The 19,405-nt window shown below is 71.4% G+C and carries 17 protein-coding genes; 7 read left to right on the forward strand and 10 right to left on the reverse strand.

Annotated features, from left to right (window positions below):
• Positions 1 to 78: 78 nt before the first annotated feature.
• Positions 79 to 1,728, reverse strand: a complete 1,650-nt coding sequence (locus tag ACFUJ1_RS28830) for an AMP-binding protein (RefSeq protein ID WP_378650472.1) — start codon at positions 1,726 to 1,728, stop codon at positions 79 to 81.
• Between the two features lie 3 nt (positions 1,729 to 1,731).
• Positions 1,732 to 2,904 (reverse strand): thiolase family protein, encoded by a 1,173-nt coding sequence (locus ACFUJ1_RS28835; protein ID WP_378650473.1) that lies wholly within the window; start codon positions 2,902 to 2,904, stop codon positions 1,732 to 1,734.
• A gap of 106 nt (positions 2,905 to 3,010) precedes the next feature.
• Here ACFUJ1_RS28835 and ACFUJ1_RS28840 point away from each other — a divergent pair, with 106 nt between their 5' ends.
• From ACFUJ1_RS28840 to ACFUJ1_RS28855, 4 genes are all read left to right on the forward strand, one after another.
• Positions 3,011 to 3,853: an alpha/beta fold hydrolase gene (locus tag ACFUJ1_RS28840; protein ID WP_378650474.1), complete on the forward strand. Its 843-nt coding sequence runs from the start codon at positions 3,011 to 3,013 to the stop codon at positions 3,851 to 3,853.
• A 110-nt stretch (positions 3,854 to 3,963) separates the two neighbouring features.
• Complete coding sequence (locus ACFUJ1_RS28845; RefSeq protein ID WP_378650475.1) at positions 3,964 to 4,536, forward strand: TetR/AcrR family transcriptional regulator; 573 nt, start codon at positions 3,964 to 3,966, stop codon at positions 4,534 to 4,536.
• Between the two features lie 39 nt (positions 4,537 to 4,575).
• The gene (locus ACFUJ1_RS28850) at positions 4,576 to 5,580 is read left to right on the forward strand and encodes an NAD-dependent epimerase/dehydratase family protein (RefSeq protein ID WP_378650476.1); all 1,005 of its coding nucleotides are present in this window, start codon (positions 4,576 to 4,578) and stop codon (positions 5,578 to 5,580) included.
• A 261-nt stretch (positions 5,581 to 5,841) separates the two neighbouring features.
• Entirely contained in the window at positions 5,842 to 6,465 is a 624-nt protein-coding gene (locus ACFUJ1_RS28855) for a Fic family protein (protein ID WP_378650477.1), read from the forward strand.
• A gap of 146 nt (positions 6,466 to 6,611) precedes the next feature.
• Here the strand turns inward: ACFUJ1_RS28855 and ACFUJ1_RS28860 are convergent, their stop codons facing one another.
• A complete protein-coding gene (locus ACFUJ1_RS28860) occupies positions 6,612 to 7,817 on the reverse strand; it encodes an alpha/beta hydrolase family esterase (RefSeq protein WP_378650478.1) in 1,206 nt (401 codons plus the stop codon).
• A gap of 5 nt (positions 7,818 to 7,822) precedes the next feature.
• A complete protein-coding gene (locus tag ACFUJ1_RS28865) occupies positions 7,823 to 9,499 on the reverse strand; it encodes an AMP-dependent synthetase/ligase (protein ID WP_378650479.1) in 1,677 nt (558 codons plus the stop codon).
• 146 nt (positions 9,500 to 9,645) lie between these two features.
• Between ACFUJ1_RS28865 and ACFUJ1_RS28870 the strand changes: the two genes are divergently transcribed.
• Entirely contained in the window at positions 9,646 to 10,416 is a 771-nt protein-coding gene (locus ACFUJ1_RS28870; RefSeq protein ID WP_378650480.1) for a PAS domain S-box protein, read from the forward strand.
• Between the two features lie 440 nt (positions 10,417 to 10,856).
• Here the strand turns inward: ACFUJ1_RS28870 and ACFUJ1_RS28875 are convergent, their stop codons facing one another.
• The 6 genes from ACFUJ1_RS28875 to ACFUJ1_RS28900 form a co-directional block, all read right to left on the reverse strand.
• Positions 10,857 to 11,558: an ABC transporter ATP-binding protein gene (locus tag ACFUJ1_RS28875; RefSeq protein WP_378650481.1), complete on the reverse strand. Its 702-nt coding sequence runs from the start codon at positions 11,556 to 11,558 to the stop codon at positions 10,857 to 10,859.
• Entirely contained in the window at positions 11,555 to 14,251 is a 2,697-nt protein-coding gene (locus ACFUJ1_RS28880; protein ID WP_378650482.1) for an ATP-binding cassette domain-containing protein, read from the reverse strand. Before ACFUJ1_RS28880 ends, ACFUJ1_RS28875 begins: the two co-directional genes overlap by 4 nt.
• The gene (locus ACFUJ1_RS28885; RefSeq protein WP_378650483.1) at positions 14,248 to 15,483 is read right to left on the reverse strand and encodes an ABC transporter substrate-binding protein; all 1,236 of its coding nucleotides are present in this window, start codon (positions 15,481 to 15,483) and stop codon (positions 14,248 to 14,250) included. The genes ACFUJ1_RS28880 and ACFUJ1_RS28885 overlap by 4 nt, the downstream gene beginning before the upstream one ends.
• 124 nt (positions 15,484 to 15,607) lie before the next feature.
• Positions 15,608 to 16,411 (reverse strand): enoyl-CoA hydratase-related protein, encoded by an 804-nt coding sequence (locus ACFUJ1_RS28890; RefSeq protein ID WP_378650532.1) that lies wholly within the window; start codon positions 16,409 to 16,411, stop codon positions 15,608 to 15,610.
• Positions 16,408 to 16,995: a hypothetical protein gene (locus ACFUJ1_RS28895; protein ID WP_378650484.1), complete on the reverse strand. Its 588-nt coding sequence runs from the start codon at positions 16,993 to 16,995 to the stop codon at positions 16,408 to 16,410. Before ACFUJ1_RS28895 ends, ACFUJ1_RS28890 begins: the two co-directional genes overlap by 4 nt.
• A gap of 16 nt (positions 16,996 to 17,011) precedes the next feature.
• Entirely contained in the window at positions 17,012 to 17,557 is a 546-nt protein-coding gene (locus ACFUJ1_RS28900; RefSeq protein WP_378650485.1) for a TetR/AcrR family transcriptional regulator, read from the reverse strand.
• Between the two features lie 57 nt (positions 17,558 to 17,614).
• Between ACFUJ1_RS28900 and ACFUJ1_RS28905 the strand changes: the two genes are divergently transcribed.
• Positions 17,615 to 18,517 (forward strand): alpha/beta hydrolase family protein, encoded by a 903-nt coding sequence (locus ACFUJ1_RS28905; protein WP_378650486.1) that lies wholly within the window; start codon positions 17,615 to 17,617, stop codon positions 18,515 to 18,517.
• A gap of 18 nt (positions 18,518 to 18,535) precedes the next feature.
• Entirely contained in the window at positions 18,536 to 19,405 is an 870-nt protein-coding gene (locus ACFUJ1_RS28910) for a DUF5995 family protein (RefSeq protein ID WP_378650487.1), read from the forward strand.

Genomic DNA, 19,405 nt, shown 5'->3' on the forward strand with positions numbered 1-19,405 from the left:
GTGGTCGCCGCCCGGCCCGGCATCATCACCAGCGCCGACCTGCCGCTGCGCGGCTTCGCCGGCCGCTTCCGGATCTGATCAGCGCGCCGCGTAGCGCCGCCGGAGCTCGCGCTTGAGCAGCTTCCCGGTGGCGTTGCGCGGCAGCGGGCTCTGGTCGAAGAGCACCTCGGCGGGGACCTTGTACTCCGGCAGCGTGCGCCGGGCCAGCTCGCGCACCTGCTCTGCGTCGAGCTCCCGCCCCGGCGCCGGCGTGACCGCGACGACCACCCGCTCGCCGCGCCGCTCGTCCGGTACGCCGAAGGCGGCGACCTCGGTGAAGGCGTCCCCGGCCATGAGCGCGGCCTCGATCTCGGTGCAGGCGATGTTCTCCCCGGCGGAGATGACGATGTCCTTGCTCCGGTCGACCAGGTACACCAGGCCGTGCTCGTCCAGGTAGCCGAGGTCGCCGGTGCGCAGCCAGCCGTGCTGCGGCTCGGCGCCGACGTAGCCGGCCATCACCAGTCCGCCGCGCAGCTCGAGTTCGCCGATCGTGCCGGCGGGCACCTCGGCGCCGCCTGCGTCGGTGACGCGGACCCGCATGGTCGGGCTCATCGGCCCCGCGGTGTCGGGGAAGTCGCCGAGCAGTGCACCGCCCGCGGTGCAGACGCTGCCCGCGGTCTCGGTCATGCCCCAGCCCGCGCTGCGCTGGGCGGCGGGCAGGGTGGCGGTGATGCGGGCGGTGAGGTTGGGCGGGGTGGCTTGGCCGCCGGGGGTGAGGTTGATCAGCGAGCTCAGCTTCTCCTGCGCGTCCGGCAGCTTGAGCAGCTCGTCCACGGTCATCGGCGGGCCGGACATGAGGGTGATCCGGTGCTCGTGGATGAGCGCGGCCGCCGTCTCCGCGTCCCATCGGGTCATGGTGGCGACGTGGCCGCCGGTATTGAGCACCGAGAAGAGCCCGGCCAGGCCGGAGACGTGGAAGAGCGGGAAGATCAGCAGCGCCGAGACCGGTGGCATCAACCCGCGGATGTCCGCCAGCGCGATGCCGTAGCGGTGCGCGGCGATCCGCAGGTTGCATTCGGTGACGAAGCGCATGTTCAGCACCACATTGCCGATATTGCGGTGCGTGAGCCGCACGCCCTTGGCCCGGCCGGAGGTGCCCGAGGTGAACAGGATGAGGCACTCCGCGTCCGGCGGGACCGGGTGCGCGGGGCCGTCGGCGGCGTCGGCGGTCAGGGCGTCGAGTTCGTCGGTGCCGATGAGCGCGGTGTCCGGGGCGATGCCGTGCAGCAGGGTGCGCCGGGGCGGGTCGGCGACGATCACCGGGCTCGGCACGTCGGCGAGCGCCGCCGCCAGCTCGGCGGTGCTGCCGCGGCTGTTGTAGAGCACCGCGACGGCGCCGAGCCGGGCGACGGCGAACAGCGCGACCAGGTAGGCGGGCCGGTTGGCCATGGCGATGCCGACGCGGTCGCCCGCGCCGATCCCGTGCTGCCGGTGCAGTACTCCGGCCAGCCGCCGCGCTCGGTCGAATACCTCGGCGTAGCTGTGTGTTTCGGTGCCGACCGTCAGGGTGTTGGCGGCGAACCGGTGCTCGATATCGGCGAGGATCCCGGCGAGATCGCTCGCCCCGTGCCGATAGGTCGGCACCGGGTGCCCGCCGATCTCGACCTCGGTGGTCTCGAAGGGGGCGCCGGGAGCGGTGAGTTCGCGCTCGATCGCGCGGACGACGTCGATGATCGGGGTATCCGGCACGGCTCAGACCTCGACCACGACGGCGCCACCCTGGCCGCCGCCCGCGCACATGGCCGCGACGCCGATCCCGCCGCCGCGGCGGCGCAGCTCGTAGATCAGCGTGGTGATCATCCGGGCGCCGGAGGCCGCGATCGGGTGGCCGAGGCTGCATCCGCTGCCGGAGAAGTTGACCAGCTCCTCGTCCAGCCCGTGCTCGCGGACCGCGGCGATCGGGACCGAGGCGAAGGCCTCGTTGATCTCCCACAGCGCGACGTCCGCGGGTTTCAGCCCGGCCCGGTCGAGCACCTTGCCGATCACCGCGACCGCGCCGAGCCCGGTGTCGGCCGGTGGCACGGCGGCGTTCGCCCAGGCCCGAACCCGAGCCAGCACGGTCAGGTTCTCGGCCTCGGCGTAGTCGCGGGCGGTGAGCGCGACGGCCGCGGCGGCGTCGTTGATGCCGCTGCTGTTGCCCGCGGTGATCGAGAAGCCCTCGATCTCCGGGTGCAGCACCTTCAGCTGGGCGAGCCGCTCCACCGTGGTGTCCCGGCGCGGGTGCTCGTCCACCGCGAAATCGACCACCGAACCGTCCGGGCGCTCGACCTTCAGCGCCACGATCTCCTCGGCGAACCGGCCGTCGTCGATGGCCGCGACGGCCCGGTGGTGCGAGCGCGCGGCCCAGGCGTCCATCTCGGCCCGGGAGATTCCGACCTTGCGGGCGGTGTTCCAGCCGACCGTGATCGACATGTCGAGCGCGGGGGCGTCCGGGGTCTCCGGGTGCGACGGGGGCAGCCAGCCCTCGCGGAACTCCGCGGTGCCGGGGATCCGCACCCGCATGGCCGGGTTGAGCGACAGCGACTGCACGCCGCCCGCGACGATCACCCGCTCCATGCCGGTGCCGATGTGCGCGGCGCCGTTGGCGATGGCGGTCAGGCTGCCCGCGCAGTGCCGGTTCACCGACTGGCCCGGCGCGGCCGTCAGCCCGGCGGCGACCGCGGCGTAGCGGGCGAGATCGCCGCCGCCGTAGTGCGACTCGGCCAGGATGACGTCGTCCACCGCGGCCGGGTCGAGCCCGGCGCGGCGCAGCACCTCGGGCAGCACCGCCGCCGCGAGCGCCTCCGGCGGCGTCTCCGTCAGGGTGCCCTTGTAAGCACGTCCGATCGCGGTGCGCACCGCTCCGACCAGCACTGGTTCGGTCATTACTCTCATCTCCCGATCTCGGCGACCACCCCAAAATAGAACAAGTTCCGGAATTGTGTGGACAGTTGTCCATACTGATGTCCATCGATGCGGTTATCCTGCGCTGATGGTGACGACGGAGCGGTTGCGGCTGCGCGGGCTGGAGTTCGAAGTCGACGTGCGCGGCGGTGGCGGGGAGCACGGGGTGGTGCTGCTGCACGGGTTCCCGCAGAGCTCCGCCTCCTGGGACGTGATCGGTGACGCGCTCGCCGGGCACGGGGTGCGCAGCTGGGCTGTGAATCAGCGCGGCTACTCGCCGGGTGCGCGCCCGGACGGGGTCGACCCGTATCGGCTGCGCGAGCTGGTCGCCGACGTGGTCGCGCTCTGCGACGCCATCGGGCTGCCCGCCGTCCACCTGGTCGGGCACGACTGGGGCGCCGTCGTCGCCTGGGCGGTCGCCGCCCGGCATCCCGAGCGGGTGACCTCGGTGACCGCGCTCTCCGTGCCGCACCCCGCCGCCTTCGCCGCGGCGATCGCGGACGACCCGGTGCAGCGGGAGAAGTCGAGCTACCTGGAGTACCTGATCGCGCCCGGCTCCGAGGACCTGCTCGCCGCCGACGGGGCCGCCGCGCTGCGGCTCGGGTTCGGGACGGCGGTGCCGGAGGAAGTCGCCGACCGGCACATCGCGCGGTTGCTGCCACCGGATGCCATGAAATCCGCGCTGAACTGGTACCGCGCCATCGGCACCGACTGGGCGGCGGTGCCCCCGGTGACCGTCCCCGCGACCCTGATCTGGGGGACCGAGGACATCGCCGTCGCGCGGACCAGCGCCGACCTGTGCCCGGAGCACGTGCCCGGCGGGCTGGATCTGGTAGTCCTCGATGGCCGCGGCCACTGGCTCCCCGAGGAGGTGCCCGCCGAGGTCACCGCCGCGATCCTGAGACGCCTCGCCCATCCGCCGGGTGCCTGACGCGGCACGAGCGCTACCGCCGCCCGCTCCTGGATCGAACCGGCCCGCCGCGTGTTCGTGGCCCACCCGGCGGAGACGGGAGCGGAGCGCCCGCTGTAGCGTTCGACAGCGTGTCCGATCCCGCTCCGGCCGAATCGGCCCGCCGCCGCCTCTCCGGCAAGCGGGCCGAGACCGTGCAGCGGCTGGCGAGCGCCGCCGTCGTGACGCTGCGCACCGTGCGCTACCCGGACCTCACGCTGCCCATGGTCGCCGCCGAAGCCGGGGTGGCGCGGGCGACCGCCTACACCTACTTCTCCTCCCGCGAGCACCTCATCGCCGAGGTCTACTGGCGCAGGCTCACCGCGGGCAGTCCCGAGGGAGCGGACTCCCCGGACGTGCTGGTCCGGGTGGTCGGAGTGCTGCGCTACCTGGCCCTCGTCGCCGCCGACGAACCCGCCTTCGGGCACGCCGTCTCCGCCGCCCTGCACAGCTCCGACCCGGACGTGGAGCTGCTGCGCACCGAGATCGGCCGACACATCCACCGCCTGATCGCCGCCGCGGTCGGCGCCGACGGTGACGCGCAGATCGTCTTCCTGCTGGAGCTGCTCTACACCGGCGGCATCATGCGCGCCGGTATCGGCGGTGCCTCCTACCCGGAGGTCGCCGACCAGCTGGAAGCGGCGGTGCCCCGGCTCTTCCGCTGACCATTGACGCCCGTCTGGACAGTCGTCTACTTTCGGGGCATGAGCAGCACGAGCCTCGTCGTCGGCGCCAGCGGTTTCCTCGGCTCGCACGTCACCCGCGCGCTCGCCGAGCGCGGCGAGCGGGTCAGGGCGCTGGTCCGCCCGACGAGTTCGCTACGCGGCCTGGACGGCGTCGACGCCGAGATCGTGCACGGCGACATCACCGACCCGGAGTCGCTGCGCACGGCCATGGCAGGCTGCGCCGTCGTGTACTACTGCGTGGTCGACGCCCGCCCCTGGCTGCGCGACCCCGCCCCCCTGTACCGCACCAACGTCGAATCACTGCGCACCGTGCTCGAAGTCGCCGCGGCAGCCGGACCGCGCCGCTTCGTCTTCACCTCGAGCGTCGCCACGCTGCCCATCGGCACCACCCCGATCGACGAGGAGAGCGGCCCGCACAACTGGCAGCGCCGAGGCGGGGACTACGTCCGATCCCGGGTGCGGGCCGAGGAACTCGTGCTCGAATTCGCCCGCGAGCGCGGCCTGCCCGCTGTAGCCATGTGCGTCGCCAACACCTACGGCCCCGGCGACTACCTGCCGACCCCGCACGGCAGCTTCGTCGCCATGGCCGCGCGCGGCAAACTGCCGCTGTACGTGCGCGGCGCCGGCGCCGAGGTGGTCGACATCCGGGACGCCGCAGAGGCACTCGTCCTGGCGGCCGAGCACGGCAGGCCGGGCGAGCGCTACATCGTCTCGGCAGGCTGGCGCGCCACCCGCGACCTGCACGACCTCGCCGCGAGCATCACCGGCGCCCCGCCCGCCCGCTACGGCATCCCGCGCGCGGTGCTCCCGCTCGCCGGCCTGCTCGGCGAACTCACCGCTTTCGTCACCCGGAAGGACGTCCGAGTGACGAGGGTCAGCATGCGGCTCATGCACACCATGACCCCCCTCGACCACGGCAAGGCCGTGCGCGAACTCGGCTGGGCGCCGCGCCCGATCGAGGAGACCGTCGCCGACGCGGCGCGCTTCTTCACCCGCCCGCGGCGTCAGGCGACGCCGAGGTAGGCACCGCCCGCTCAGCTCGGCCCGTCGCCAGCGGCCCCGACCCTCACCTGAGCAAGGAGCACCGCGGCGGCGCTACCATGATCGCTACGAGAGTGAGGTGCCGCGAATGGAGCGTCGAACAGTGACGAAGGCGGCTGTCAAGCGAATAGCAGCGCGGTCGACCAAGGCGTCGGCGCGGCTCGAACGCCGCACCTTGCCCGAGGGCTATGTGAGGTCGACCAACGTCGCACGTTACCTGGCCGAACGCCAGCAGAAAGCCTGATGTCCTTCGAGCCGGGATACGGCGAGACGCCACTGTGCGACGACGAGGCCGAGATGCTGGTTCCGCCGGTCAGGGCCTTGATCGAGGGCTCGGGCGGCAAGGCTGCGCTATACGACCTCGAGCAGGCGATCCAGGAAGAGATTGCTGAAGAGCTCATCAATGCCGTGTTCGACGGCGGTTTGCCCCTGGATGAGTTGTTGACCGATCACTTCCTGCGAGATCTGCATCAACGCCTGTACAAGGACATATGGCAGTGGGCGGGCATTTTCCGTCGACGAGAACTGAACATCGGAGTCGCTCCCGAGCAGATCGCTGTCGAACTCCGCACGTCGCTGGATTCGATCCGATACCGCTGGATGCACACGAACGACTGGACGTCACGCCAACTCGGTATCGCAGTGCACGCGGAGACGGTCCGCATCCACCCTTTCACTGACGGCAACGGGCGGACGACCCGCCTGCTCGCGGATCTCGTCTTCGCAGCAGCCCAGGATTCGGAGTTGCTCGAGCTTTACGACTGGGAGCTCGACAAGCAGCAGTACATCAGCCTTCTGCGGGAGGACGACGGCCATCGCGACTGCAGTGCGCTGACCGCCTTCATCAGGGTGAACCAAGTCAGGTAGGTCGTCCGCTGTCAGGCGGACAGCGCAATCAAGGCGGGCGTCCGGTTCGGATGGGCGCGAACTAACTCAGGGGTGCACCCCGGGGTAGCCGCGTGTCCGGCCCAGCGACGCACAGGGCCCGCAGCGCTGGCTGCGGGCCCGTGTGGTCAGGATTGGATGGGTGTGCCGAGAGGGTGGGCTCGGAAGAAGTCCCAGATGATCCGAGTGGCGCTGATCGTGTTCGTGACACGCCCGACGATCGGTTCCGGCACGGTTGTGGTATCACCGCCGGGCCAGGTGTGGCCGCCTCCTTCGATGGTGTACAGCTGCACGGAGCTGTCGGTGGCACACGGGTAGACCGTGCGGGTCACATCGGTCGTCACTCGGTCGACGGCCGGAGCGGAGCCGCATCCATTGCGAGCGGCCCACGCGGCGGCCTGGTCCGGGACGCTCTGCACGCTGAGTATCTGGCCGGGCGGGGTCTCTCGTAGTTGCTGTCCCGCGGTGCGCGCGGAGCCGTCCGTGGCCGGGAGGTTCTGGCCGACGGGGCCGAGACCGCCGGTGTAGGAGACGATCTGATCCTCGGTGCCGTGGAAAGCGACAATCGGAATATGGCGAGTCGGCTGACACCACGAAAAATTCTCGAGGCCTGCGACCGGAGCGACTGCGGCGAACCTGTCGGCGAGCTGGCATGCCACGGCCGATGAGGTGAACCCTCCCATCGACAGGCCGGTCATGTATACCCGGCGCCGGTCGACGCACAGTGTCTGTTCGACGTGGGTCAACAGCTCGGACAGGTAGGCGATGTCGCCCCCGCCGGGGGTGTAGTCCCATTTCGGCGGGAACGCGGTCGTTTCCGGGGAGATGGTCGCGTAGCCGTGGCTCATCCCGTACTCGGCCACGCCGCTCCATTGCCGCTGCATCAGCGCGGGTTGCAGATAGCCGTGCATATCGAAGACCACCGGCAGCGGGGTCCCGGCGGGAGCAAGGGGGACATCCTGAATGAAACTGCCGGTGCGACCGGCAGCGGTGAACGGTCGAGTCGTCTCGCCCGGCGCTGTCGCAGGGTTGGCGCACCCGGCAGAGGGAACCGGGTCCAGCGCGGCCGGGGCCGGGTCGGCGGCGGCGACCGTTGGTGTGGACAGCACGGCCGCGGCCACTGTGACAGCGAGGACGCCGATGTCCCACCCCCGACGGCGCTTCTGAGCGCGCCGCCGATGCGGCGCGGGGTCGGAACCGCACCGCACCTGGTCACTGTCTGTTCGGTTCAAGTACATGAATTGCCTTCTCCTGCGGTTCCTGTCGTCATCGGTGACGGCAGGCATGTCGAGTGAATCCAGCAGCGTCGAGATGGCAACGCTGTTCGGTTGCACCTCGGTCAGTGGGTGTCGTAGAGGTCGTTGATCTGCGCTGCGTACATGGTGGTGATCTGGGCGCGTCGGAGTTTCATGGTGGGGGTGAGCTGGAGGCCGGGCGTCCAGTTGCCCTCGAGGATCAGGAACCTCTTGATCTGCTCGACTCGGGACAGGGTGGCGTTGGCGCGGTCGACCTGTTCGGCGACGCGGGCGTGCAGTACCGGGTCACCAGTGGTCACGCCGGCGACGGTATCGGGGTCGAGGACGAGCAGGGCGACGTTGTAGGGGCGGGCCTCGCCGATGACACAGGCGTGGGCGATGAGGTTGCCCGCAGATCGGATCGCCAGTTCGATGGTGGCAGGCGACATGTTCTTGCCCGCTGCGTTGATGATCAGTTCCTTCTTGCGGTCCACGATCCAGAGGAATCCGTCGTCGATGCGGGCTACGTCGCCGGTATGGAACCAGTCATCGGTGTCGATCGCCTCGGCGGTCTGGTCGGGCCGCCCTCGGTATCCGCGCATGATCTGGGGTCCGCGAATCAAGAGTTCGCCGTCGCAGGCGAGGCGGGTCTCGATCGTCGGCAGTGGGCGTCCGACGCTCCCTGCTCGTAGCGCGTCCGGGGTGTTGGTGGCTACGACACACGAGGCTTCCGACATTCCCAGCATCTCGCACAGCGGCATGCCCAGGGCAAGGAAGAACTCGACGACCGCGCGCGGCGTCGGAGCTGCTCCGGTGATCACCCATAGGGCCTGATCGAGGCCGAGTTGTTCGCGCAGGGATGCCGCGAGTGCCGGGTCGGCCGCGGCATCGGCGGCCACGTCGTGCGGGTACGCGGTTTCGAGTGCGGTTTTGAGCTTCTCCCAGACTCGAGGGACGGCACCGAAGACGGTCGGGCGGGTCTCGATCAGCGCAGCGGGGAGATCGGCGGTGTCGGCGACGCAGGTGACGGTGTTGGCGTATGTCATCAGGGCCGAGTAGTGCGATGACCATCGGTCGGCGACATGGGCCGCGGGAAGGAAACTGACCTGCCTGCCGCCCCGGGGTAGCGGTGCAACGGCGTGGACGCCGCGGAGCTGGGCGAGCATTCCCGCATGTGTCAGCTCGACCCCCTTGGGTGGACCGGTCGTGCCGGAGGTGTAGATCAGGGTCAGCAGATCGCCGGGCTGCACCCGCCCGGCGGTGTCGAAGTCGACGTCGATGTCCTCGGTGGCCAATTCCGCGAGGAGGTGCGCGCAGTCGTCGACGATTTCATCGACGGTCAGCAGGTGCCGGATCGGTGTGCCGAGGTCGCGAGCAGCTGCCAGCACGGACACGAAGCAGGACTCGGTGATCACCACATCGGCACCGGCGTCGGTGACCACATGGCGGATCTGCCCGGGAGCGAACGTGTTGTAGATACTGAACGGAACCGCACCCAGCAGCATCGCCGCCGCGTCAACGACATGGAATTCGGGCCGATTGCGCAGCATGATAGCCACCGTTGCACCCCGGGAAACCCCGAGCCCGCGCAGCCGGACCGCCACCGCAGTGGCTCGTGCCATCAGCTGCCGGTAGGTCCACTCGGCCGAAGATCCATAGGCACGCACCGCCACGGCATCCGGGTGGCGGGCCGCTGTACTGGACAGCAGATCACACATCGTCGTGGCGGTGTCCAGGTCCGGACAATCGTGGACATCCCGAGGGGACTCGACGGTCGGCACAAGCTCTCCTTCATCTTCGCTTCTGCCATCCTCGGGCCGGTGAGGTGATCTGGACCACCCCCGGAAGTCGTCCGGAACACCTCGTTCGGGGGTCTTCGACGCCGTGTGCCTATGACGGCCCGCTGTTGATCCCGTAGGTTTTCGGTGTGACCAACAGTGTCGATGGTCCGTTTCGGCTCGATCACGAGGAGTTGCTCGCCCGGCTCGCGGACGTGATCTACGCGGTCGATCTGCGCGGACGTTTTTGTTACGTCAACCCTGCCGGGGCCGACCTGTTCGGGTGGGCAGCAGAAAGCCTGCGGGGCGAGCACTTCTCCACAGTCGTAGCTCCCGATGCGCTCGAAGCGACGATAGAGAGGTTCCGGCAAGGTCTGGCCGATCCGACCCGGCATCCCTATTTCGAAACCAGGATTCTGCGGCCGGACGGGCAAATTCGCGAGATGGAAATCCACGCCGGCAGCGTGTATCGCGATGGCCGGGTCATCGGACGGCAGGGAGTCGGCCGCGATATCACCGAACTGAAGCAGCTGCAGTCCGAGCTGGCCGACAAGACCAGCCGGTTGACGCTGCTCGAAGACCAGCAGCGTGCGGCGATGGACCTGTATCGCCGTTTCAGCCTGATGGCCGGGCGCATCTCGACCCATCCGGACCAGGCCGAGCGCGCACTCGAAGCGATCGAGCAGGTGATGCAGAAGTCGATCGTGCGGGCCGTCGGGCTCGATGAGCACGACCTGCCGATCATTCAGCTCGTTGCCGAAGGCTATTCCAACCAGGACATTGCTGAGCAGGTCCACCTGAGCATCCACACCGTCAAAGACCGCGTGAGCCGCATCATCACCAAACTCGACGCCCGTAGCCGCGCTGGAGTCGCACTGCGCGCCGCCGACGCGGGGCTGCTGTCCCCACCCCCGATCTGACTCGGTCGACCATACCGATACCGGCGAGATCCACGGACTGCTGGTGCCGCTCGCCGCGCATTCGACGCCGACTCGCCGGATTGGATGGCGAATGCTATTTGCCCAACGCACGGTTGTGCCGCATACCGCGCGGTTGCGTGTGCCCTCGGATAGCGGCCGTGGCCGCCTGGAATCGAGACGAAATCGGCGAGATCTGGGAGCAGCGCGGACCGCGATCTTCGTAGTTCCGGCAGGGCGGCACGTCACACGTCGAACCATCCGCTGCTGCCGCTGAGCGCTCGGGCTGCTTCAGTGGTCGGGAGTGCGGAACCGGCACCGCTGGCCGGGGCAGGCATCGAGTACGCCTGACTCTGCACGGCTCTTCGCCTCGACGACACCGAACGACCGTCGCCGACGCGGCGCGCTTCTTCACCCGCCCGCTTCTTCACCCGGCCGCGGCGTCAGGCGACGCCGAGGTAGGCCCGCTCGATCGCGGCCGGATCGGCGCGCAGCGCGGTGGATTCGCGGATCAGCGCGGTGCGGCCGTGCACCAGGACGGCGGTGCGGTCCGAGGCGCCGAGCGCGAGCTCGAGGTGCTGCTCGACCAGCAGCACGGCGATGCCCTCGTCCGCCGCCACCCGCCGGATGGTGGGCAGGATCGTCTTGGCGACGGCCGGGGCCAGCCCCATCGAGAGCTCGTCGATGAGCAGCGCACGCGGCCGGGTGACGAGAGCCCGGCCCAGCGCCAGCATCTGCTGCTCGCCGCCGGAGAGCTGGCCCGCCCGCACCCGCAGCCGCGTGGTGAGGGCGGGGAAGTAGCCGAGAATCCTTGCTACGTCCGCTTTCTCGCGGGCGACCAGGGTGAGGTTCTGTTCGGTGGTGAGCCCGGTGAACAGGGCGCGGTCGTCCGGGACGAGCACCAGTCCGCGCTTGGCCGCCGCCCTGGCCCGCCCGGCCCGCAGCGCGGTGTCGCCGAGCGTGACGGTGCCGGTGCGGTGCGGGAGCAGCCCGGCGAGCGCGCCGAGCAGCGTGGTCTTGCCTGCCCCGTTGGGGCCGAGCAGCGCGACCACCTCGCCCGCGGCGATCTCCAGGTCGATCCCGCGCACGCAGGGATGGCCGGGGAGGTGGCCGGCGGCGACGGCGTCCAGGCGCAGGGTGGTCACGAGACGGCCTCCGTGGTCGGGCGGCCCAGGTAGGCCTCGATGACGCGCGGGTCGGCGCGGACCTCGGCGGGGGTGCCCTCGGCGATCACCCGGCCGAGGTCGAGGACCAGGACCCGGTCGCTGATGGTCCAGACCAGCTCCATGTCGTGGTCGACGAGCAGCAGCGCGGTGCCCGCGTCGCGCACCGTGCGCAGCTGGTCGCCCAGCCTGCGGCTCTCCTCGGTGTCCAGCCCGGCGGCGGGTTCGTCCAGTAGCGCGACGGCGGGCGCTCCGGCGAGCACCCGGGCCACCCCGACGAGCTGGCGCTGCCCCTGGGACAGCTCGCGCACGGGCCGCTCGGCCACCTCGGTGAGCCCGAGCAGCGCGAAAACCGCGTCCGGCGTCGCTTTTTCGCCATGGCGGGCGGCGGCCAGCCCGACGGCGACGTTCTCCCTGACCGTCAGGTCGTCGTAGAGCTCGATGCCCTGGAAGGAGCGGCCGAGCCCGGTGCGGCTGCGCCGGTGCGGGGCGAGCCGCTCCAGCGAGGTGTCGCCGAGCGTGATGGTGCCCGCGGCGTCGGCGAAGCCGCTGAGCGCGTCGATGAGCGTGGTCTTGCCCGCGCCGTTCGGCCCGATCAGCCCGATGATCTCACCGGGCCGCACGGTCAGCGCGACGTCGTCCACCGCGACCACCCCGCCGTACCGCACCCGCACCCCGCTCGCGGTGAGCGGCTGCCCCTCCCGTGGCGCGATCTCCGCCGGTACCGCGGTCCGCACGCGACGCCGTGGTGCCGGGAGCCGCTCGGCGAGCGCGTGCACGCGACCCGCGAGCCCCTCCGGGTACCAGATCAGCACCAGGATGAGCAGCAGCCCGCTGATCGAGGCGTAGTAGGCGCCGAGTTCCAGGTGCTCGCCGAGCAGGGTGAAGGCGAAGCCGCCCGCGCCGAGCAGCCCGGCCAGCACCGCGCCGGTCACCGAGGTGATGCCGGTGACGTAGGCGATGGCGAAGAGCCCGAGCCCGGCGAAGACCGGGTAGGTCGGCGCGGTGGCCAGGGTCTGCTGGTAGGCGAGCAGGGCGCCGCCGAGCCCGGCGATGAAGGCGCCGAGCCCGAAGGCGGTGAGCTTGGTGCGGCGCACGTCGACCCCGGCCGCCGCGGCGGCGCGCTCGTTGGCGCGCACCGCGAGCATGGCGGCGCCGAGCCCGCTGCGCCGCAGCAGCGCCACCCCGACCGCGACCGCGAGCAGCACGCCGAGGCAGAGCAGCGCGAAGGCGGCGCGCGGGTAGCTCTGCCCCGCACCGATTCCCAGGTCCAGCCCGAAGATCCCGGGCGCGGGGACCGGCGCCCCGGTGAGCCCGCCGTTGACCGCGGAGTTCTGGAACCAGAAGGCGTCGAGGAACACCGCGAGCGTCAGCGTGCCGACCATGAGCGGCAGCCCGCGGGTGCGCAGCGCGGGCAGCCCGAACAGCACCCCGATCGCGGCGGTCACCAGCGCCGCGGCCAGCGGGGCGAGCGGGAAGGGGATGCCGAGGTCGTGCGCGAAGCGGCTGAGCAGGAAGGCCGCGACGCCGGCGAGGGTGAGCTGGGCCAGCGACACCTGCCCGGCGAGCCCGGTGACCACCACCTGGGAGAGCGCGATGATCGCCAGCACGAAGCTCACGATGAGCGCCGCGCGCAGGCTCCCCGAGGTCGCGAACACCGCGAGCACCCCGACCGCACCCCAGGCGACGGTGGCGAGCCCGACCCGTCGTGGCCGCGGCGAGCGCCCCAGCGAGCGGTACACCAGCGCGCCGCGGCCGGGCAGCGGGGTGCCCCGCAGCAGCAGCACCGCGAGTACCAGGACCAGCGGAATCAGCTCGCTCATCCCGGTTTTCGGGAACCAGTCCAGGCTGACCTGGAGATGGGTGACCTCGCCCTGCAGCGCGCCGACCGCGAGCCCGGCCAGCACGGTGACGGTGAGCGAGGAGAAGTTCCCGGCGAACGCCACCGCAAGCGCGGGCACGATGAACAGCGTGTAGGAGAGCGGGATCAGCGGAACGATCGGCGCGATGAGAATCCCGCCGACCCCGGCGACCACGGTGCTGATCGCCCAGTTGCCGAGCGCGATCCGATCCGGGGAGAGCCCGGAGAGCACCGCGCCGCGCTCGGTCTCGGCCGCGGCCCTGGTGGCCAGCCCGAAGCGGGTGAACCGGTAGATCAGCCCGAGCGCCACCGCGATGCCGACGATCACCGCGGCCAGCAGCAGCCGGTCGGTGGGGACCCGGGACGCGCCGATCGTGATGCTTCCGGTCGCGAAGATCGGCTTCACCACCACCGGGCTGGTGCCGACCCGCTGCGCCAGCACATCCTGCACGACCAGCATCACCCCCAGCGAGGCAACCGCTTTCGCCACCGCCGATGCGTGCCGCAGCGGCCGGAACACCAGCGCGTAGAGCAGCGCGCCCAGCGCCGCCGCGATCAGCAGCGCGATCGCGACGGCGGGGGCGACGCCGAGCGGCCCGCCCAGCGAGACCGAGGTCGGCAGCCCCGGGATCGGCAGCAGCAGTTCACCTTTGCGCAGGTAGGCGAAGGTGTAGGCGATGTAGAGCGCGATGGCGCCGGTGCCGAAGTTGACCACCCCGGAGGAGCGGAAGGTCAGCACGAGGGCGATCCCGAGCGCGGCGTAGACCGCGCCGTTGCCGAGCCCGAGCGCCAGGAAGGCGAGGTGCTCGCTCACTCGATGACTTGCGGGTCGCTCGGCTTGCCGTCGCGCACGGTGGAGACGATCGCGCCGCGGCCGCAGACCGAGCTCAGCACGAACACCTGCTGCCCGTCACAGGTGAAGGTCAGCCCGCCGCCGATCGGCACCGGGACGGCCTTCGCGGTGCGCAGCGCCTCGCTCACCGCCGCCGGGGTGAACTCGCCCGGCACGGTCTGGATGGCCCGCACCAGCCCGAGCAGCGCCTGGTAGCCGGAGAAGGCGAAGCCGTAGATGTCGGTTCCCGGCGCGTACTGCGCCATCACCGTGCGGAAGGTGACGGTGTCCGGGTCGTCCGAGCTCACCTCGGCCGAGGAGATCACCCGCGCGCCCTCGACGGCCGGGCCGGTGGCCTCGGCGACGTCCTGGTCCAGGCAGGTCGAGGTGGTGAGTTTGTCGACCGTGGAGCCGAGGGCGTCCAGCGAGCGCAGCACCGCGGTACACAGGGTGCTCTCGCCGACGATGAAGATGGCGTCCGGGTTCTGCCCGAGCGCCGCGCTGACCTGCGGTGTGGTGTCCGGCGTTCCCATCGGGACGCCGACGGTGTCCAGCCCGACCCCGGCGCCGCCGAAGGACGGCTCGGCCAGCGACTTCACGCTCGCCACCACCGAGCCCGCGTCGTTCACCAGGATCACGACCTTCTTGTACCCGCGCGACCCCGAGTACTTGGCCGCCGCCGCGAAGGCCGCGGGTACGCCGCCGGTGAGCACGAAGGAGTTCGGCGTCGTCATCTCCGCGCCGCTCGGCCCGACCGAGGTGACGTACGGGATGCCCGCGCCGGTGATCACCGGGACCAGCGCGTCGCCCTGCCCGGTCACCGGCGCGACCACCGCGACCACCCCGGCGCCCGCCAGCTGGTTGGCGCAGTCGCGGGCGCTGGCCGGGTCCTCCTTCTCCTTGCAGACCACCAGGTCGATCGGGCGGCCCGCGACCCCGCCGAGATTGCTGTTCACGTACGTCGTCGCCGCCTCCGCGGCGATCCTGGCGTCCGGGAGCTGGCCGAGCGGGCCGCCCTCCGGGCTCACGAACCCGATCTTGATCGGGGCGCCGGAGGCGGGCTTCTCCGGCAGCGTGGTGGTGCTGCCGACCTGCGCGCTCGGCGCGGAGTTGCCGGTGTCGGCGGCGCAGGCCGTCAGGGTCAGCCCCGCCGCGATCAGCAGGGCGGGAAGTGCGTGCCGGGTTCGGTGGCGGGCGGTGATCGCGGTGTCCATCAGGCGTTCCTCGCAGACTGTACAAACATCTAGACAGGTGTCTGGACGTTAGCACGGTCACATGTCCGCGACAATGGGCGCGATGCGCCGCTGCTGCACCACTATCAGTGATGTCAGGTGGCTATTATTTGCCGGACCAGCGCGGTGTGCGCTTCTCGAAGAAAGCGGTGAGCCCCTCGCGCAGATCCGCCGAGCGCAGCAGCTCCGCGTGGGTGGCGTGCGAGAGCTCCCAGAGTGCGGATTCGTCGCCCGCGACGGCGGTGTCGGCGATCCGGAGGGCGCCGCGCACGGCGAGCGGCGCGTTGGTGCAGATCCGCTCGGCCAGCTCGAGCGCCCCGGCCAGGGCGGCGCCCGGCTCGGTGAGCCGGTTGACGAAGCCGAGGCGCTCGGCGCGGGCGGCGTCGATGTCGTCGCCGGTGAGCAGCAGCTCCCTGGCGACATTGGGCGGCAGCGCCCTGGTGATGCGGAAGGCGCCGCCGAAGTCGGGCATGAGGCCGCGCTTGGGTTCGGGCAGCCCGAACCTGGCGTCGGTGGCGGCGACCACCAGGTCGCAGCAGAGCACCAGCTCCAGCCCGCCGCCGAGCGCGAAGCCCTCGACCGCGGCGATCAGCGGTTTGCCGCGCTCCCTGGTGATGATTCCGGCGATTCCGCCGCGCGGGGTCGGCTCGCCGGGGCCGGCGGCCAGGTCGGCGCCTGCCGAGAAGAAGCGGTCGCCGCCGGTGAGGACGGCGCACCACTGCTCGGGGTCGTCCTCGAACTCGTTGAGCGCGTTGTCGATTCCCTCGGTGATGCTCGCGTCGATGGCATTGCGCTTGGCCTCGCGGCGCAGCGTGATGACGGTGACCCGGCCCCGCTTGGTGCTCTCGACTGTCGTCTGCGCTCTTTCGGACATAAGGCTGGAATAGTCCGCCCCGGGTCGGTCCGTCAGCTCCGACCGGCACGCGGGCGCATGGAGGCGAGTAGCCCGACCTCGGGGGCCACCGCTCCGGCCTGGCCGAGCGCCTGGAAGTCGGCGATCACCTCCGCCGGATCGAGCGCCCCTTCGCGGACCGCGTGATAGCGGACCAGCGACCAGACGAAGGTGTCCAGGTCGTCGAAGCGGGTGCCGCCCTCCAGCACCTCCTCCTCGTGGAACCAGACCGCCACCTGGCCGTTGGTGAGCACGGTGTAGTAGTTGCCGCCGCCGTCCGCGCCGACGGTGTAGACCTCGTCGGAGGGCACCTCGGTGCTGTAGTCGCTGTCCAGGACGCCGCAGTCGTTGGCCGCGAAGTCGAAGCCGTAGGACCAGTCGGCGATGTCCAGGATGTCCGGCAGTGCGCCCGCCCGCGCCCGCCGGTCGTAGGCGGCCAGCGCGGCGGCGTCGCGCGGTGCGAGCCGGGTCAGGAACGGCTCGATCGGCCGCACCTCCGCTTCGTCGAGTTCGGCGCGCGGCCGATCGCCGAACCAGCGCGCGAGATCGGCATCGAGGTCCCGCTCGATGTAGCCGACGAGGTCTTCCCGGGTTATCGCCACCGGCGAAGCGTAGCGGTCACAGCCCGGCCAGGAAATCCGCGGCGGCGGAGTGGATCCGGGCCGGATCGCCGCCGCCGAGCAGGTCGAGGAGCAGGCCGCGCAGGGTCGCGATCACCAGGGTCGCGCGCCGGGCGGCCACCGCGGGGTCGGCCTCCGGACCCTGGGCCGCGCACAGTGCGGCCGTGAGCTCGGTGCCCGCCTCGGCGAGGAACTCGGCGTAGGCGTCGGGGGCCTGCACCGCGCTGCCGTAGACGGCGAAGAAGAGCCGGAAGACGCTTCGCTGCTCCGGGCTCGCGCTGTGCTCCCAGACCGAGCGGGCGGCCGTCGCGAGATCCGGGTACGAGCCCGGCGTGAGCGCGACGCGCTCGCGCAGCCGCCCCAGAACGGCGGCGAGCAGCTGCTCCCTGCTGCCGAAGTGGTGCACCAGCGTGGTGGGGGAGACGCCGAGCGCGGCGGCCATCGGGCGCAGCGAGAGTTCGGCGAAGCCGCGGTCGGCGGCGTGGTCCACCGCCGCGTCGAGCAGCTCCGCGCGCCGCCGGTGGTCGATCGGCCGCCCGGCCATGCCGCCTCCTAGAATTTCTTGTACAGTCGTTCTAGGAATTGTAACCGTAGGAGGTCGATGATGCTTGCAGTGGAGGCGACGCCGGTGGTGTCGGTGGATCCGGTGCTGCTGCCCGCGCCGGGGCGCGGGGCGGCGCTGCGGGTCCGGGTGTCGGCGCCCGCGCAGGGCGCGGCGCTGCCGATCATCCTGTTCGCGCACGGGTTCGGGTCGTCCGGGCGGGCCTACGGGCCGCTCGCCGACCACTGGGCCGCCGCCGGTTTCGTGGTGCTGCAACCCACGTTCCGCGATTCGCGCACCCTCGGCCCGATTCCGGACGATCCGCTGCTCTGGCGCTACCGGGTCGACAACATGCTGCGCATCCTCGACGATCTCGAGCCGATCGCCGCCGCCGTCCCCGGCCTCGCCGGCCGGCTCGACCCGGCCCGTATCGCCGCCGCCGGGCACTCCTTCGGCGGCCAGACTGCGGGCATCCTCCTCGGCCTCCGCGTCCTCGACCCGGTTACCGGCGAGGGGGCGGACCTGGCCGATGAGCGGGTCTCGGCAGGCGTTCTCCTCGCCACCGCGGGCCGCGGCGGCGCCGACCTGAATCCCGCGGCCGCGGCGAAGTTTCCGTGGCTGAACCCGGACTTCACCCACCTGACAACACCCACCCTGGTCGTCGCGGGCGACGCCGACTCCAGCCCGCTCACCACCCGCGGCCCCGACTGGCTCACCGACCCCTACCACCTCAGTCCGGGCGCCCGCGCCCTGCTCACCCTGCGCGGCGCCGAGCACTCGCTCGGTGGCATCCCCGGCTACGACGCCGCCGAGACCACCGACGCCGACCCGGCCCGGGTGCGTGCCATCCAAACCCTGAGCACTTCCTTCCTGCGCAGCGCCCTCTACCCGGGCGATCCGGAGTGGGAGCGGGCGCGCACGGCCTTCACCGATCCGGCGCTCGGCGGGATCGAGACCGAATGAGTGGGTAGCGTCGGGATCATGATCGGTCGGATGCTCGTGCTCTCCGCGCTCTGCGCGACGATTTTCACCGCGCCGGTCGCGGCGGCCGCGCCGGAGGCGGTGTGCGGCACGGCGTTCGACGCGGGTGAGCACGCCGAGCTGGTGGCCTGGTCGGACACCGCGACGTTGGCGGGGTCACCGCTGGAGCGGCTGGAGACGGCGGTCGAGCGGCATCATCGGATCAGCGAAACGCTGGTGCGGCACGGGGATCGGCGCGGAGTCTTCACGCTCGGGCTGGACGCCGTCGAGCAGCAGGCGGTCATGCCGCTGCAGCGCGACCCCGCCGCCTTCGCCGACCCGGACTGGGCGCACCGGATCAGCCTCGACCTGCTCTCCCGCTTCCTGGACAACCTGCACGGCGAGCTCACCGGCGGGCCGGTCGACCCGCAGTGGGCGCACTACTTCACGCTGACCCGGCAGTGCGAGCTCTCCGCCGCCCGGGTCGCCATGGCCGGGTACAACGCGCACCTCGCGGTGGATCTCGCCTACGCCGTCGCCGCCACCGGCGCGACCCCGGCGAACGCCGGTGACCACTTCCTGATCGTGGATGCCATCGCGCGGCACGGCTCGCTCATCGTGGACGGCACGCGCGCGGTCTACGGCGGCGACCTCGGCCCGCTCTGGCGCTTCTACTTCGCCGGTGAGGGGCTGGACCGCGTGCTCGGCGCGGGTGTCGGCAGCGGCGCCCTGCTGCGCGCCGCGGACGCAGGCGCCAATGTCCTGATCTTCGGCAACGGCCTCGCGCTGCAGGACCCGGCCACCGCCCCGGCGGCGCGCGCCGAGATCGATGCGCTCTGGCGCGCCGACGACGCCGCCTTCGAGGTGCTGACCCGGCTGGGCGGGCTCTGA

This window comes from Nocardia sp. NPDC057227 (assembly GCF_042669725.1).
GTDB lineage: Bacteria > Actinomycetota > Actinomycetes > Mycobacteriales > Mycobacteriaceae > Nocardia > Nocardia asteroides_A.

Coding starts and splice junctions, on each gene's coding strand:
- ACFUJ1_RS28850 (WP_378650476.1), top strand. CDS start 4,576: ATGAGCAGCACGAGCCTCGTCGTCGGCGCCAGCGGTTTCCTCGGCTCG.
- ACFUJ1_RS28885 (WP_378650483.1), bottom strand. CDS start 15,483: ATGGACACCGCGATCACCGCCCGCCACCGAACCCGGCACGCACTTCCC.
- ACFUJ1_RS28910 (WP_378650487.1), top strand. CDS start 18,536: ATGATCGGTCGGATGCTCGTGCTCTCCGCGCTCTGCGCGACGATTTTC.
- ACFUJ1_RS28840 (WP_378650474.1), top strand. CDS start 3,011: ATGGTGACGACGGAGCGGTTGCGGCTGCGCGGGCTGGAGTTCGAAGTC.
- ACFUJ1_RS28905 (WP_378650486.1), top strand. CDS start 17,615: ATGATGCTTGCAGTGGAGGCGACGCCGGTGGTGTCGGTGGATCCGGTG.
- ACFUJ1_RS28900 (WP_378650485.1), bottom strand. CDS start 17,557: ATGGCCGGGCGGCCGATCGACCACCGGCGGCGCGCGGAGCTGCTCGAC.
- ACFUJ1_RS28855 (WP_378650477.1), top strand. CDS start 5,842: ATGTCCTTCGAGCCGGGATACGGCGAGACGCCACTGTGCGACGACGAG.
- ACFUJ1_RS28835 (WP_378650473.1), bottom strand. CDS start 2,904: ATGACCGAACCAGTGCTGGTCGGAGCGGTGCGCACCGCGATCGGACGT.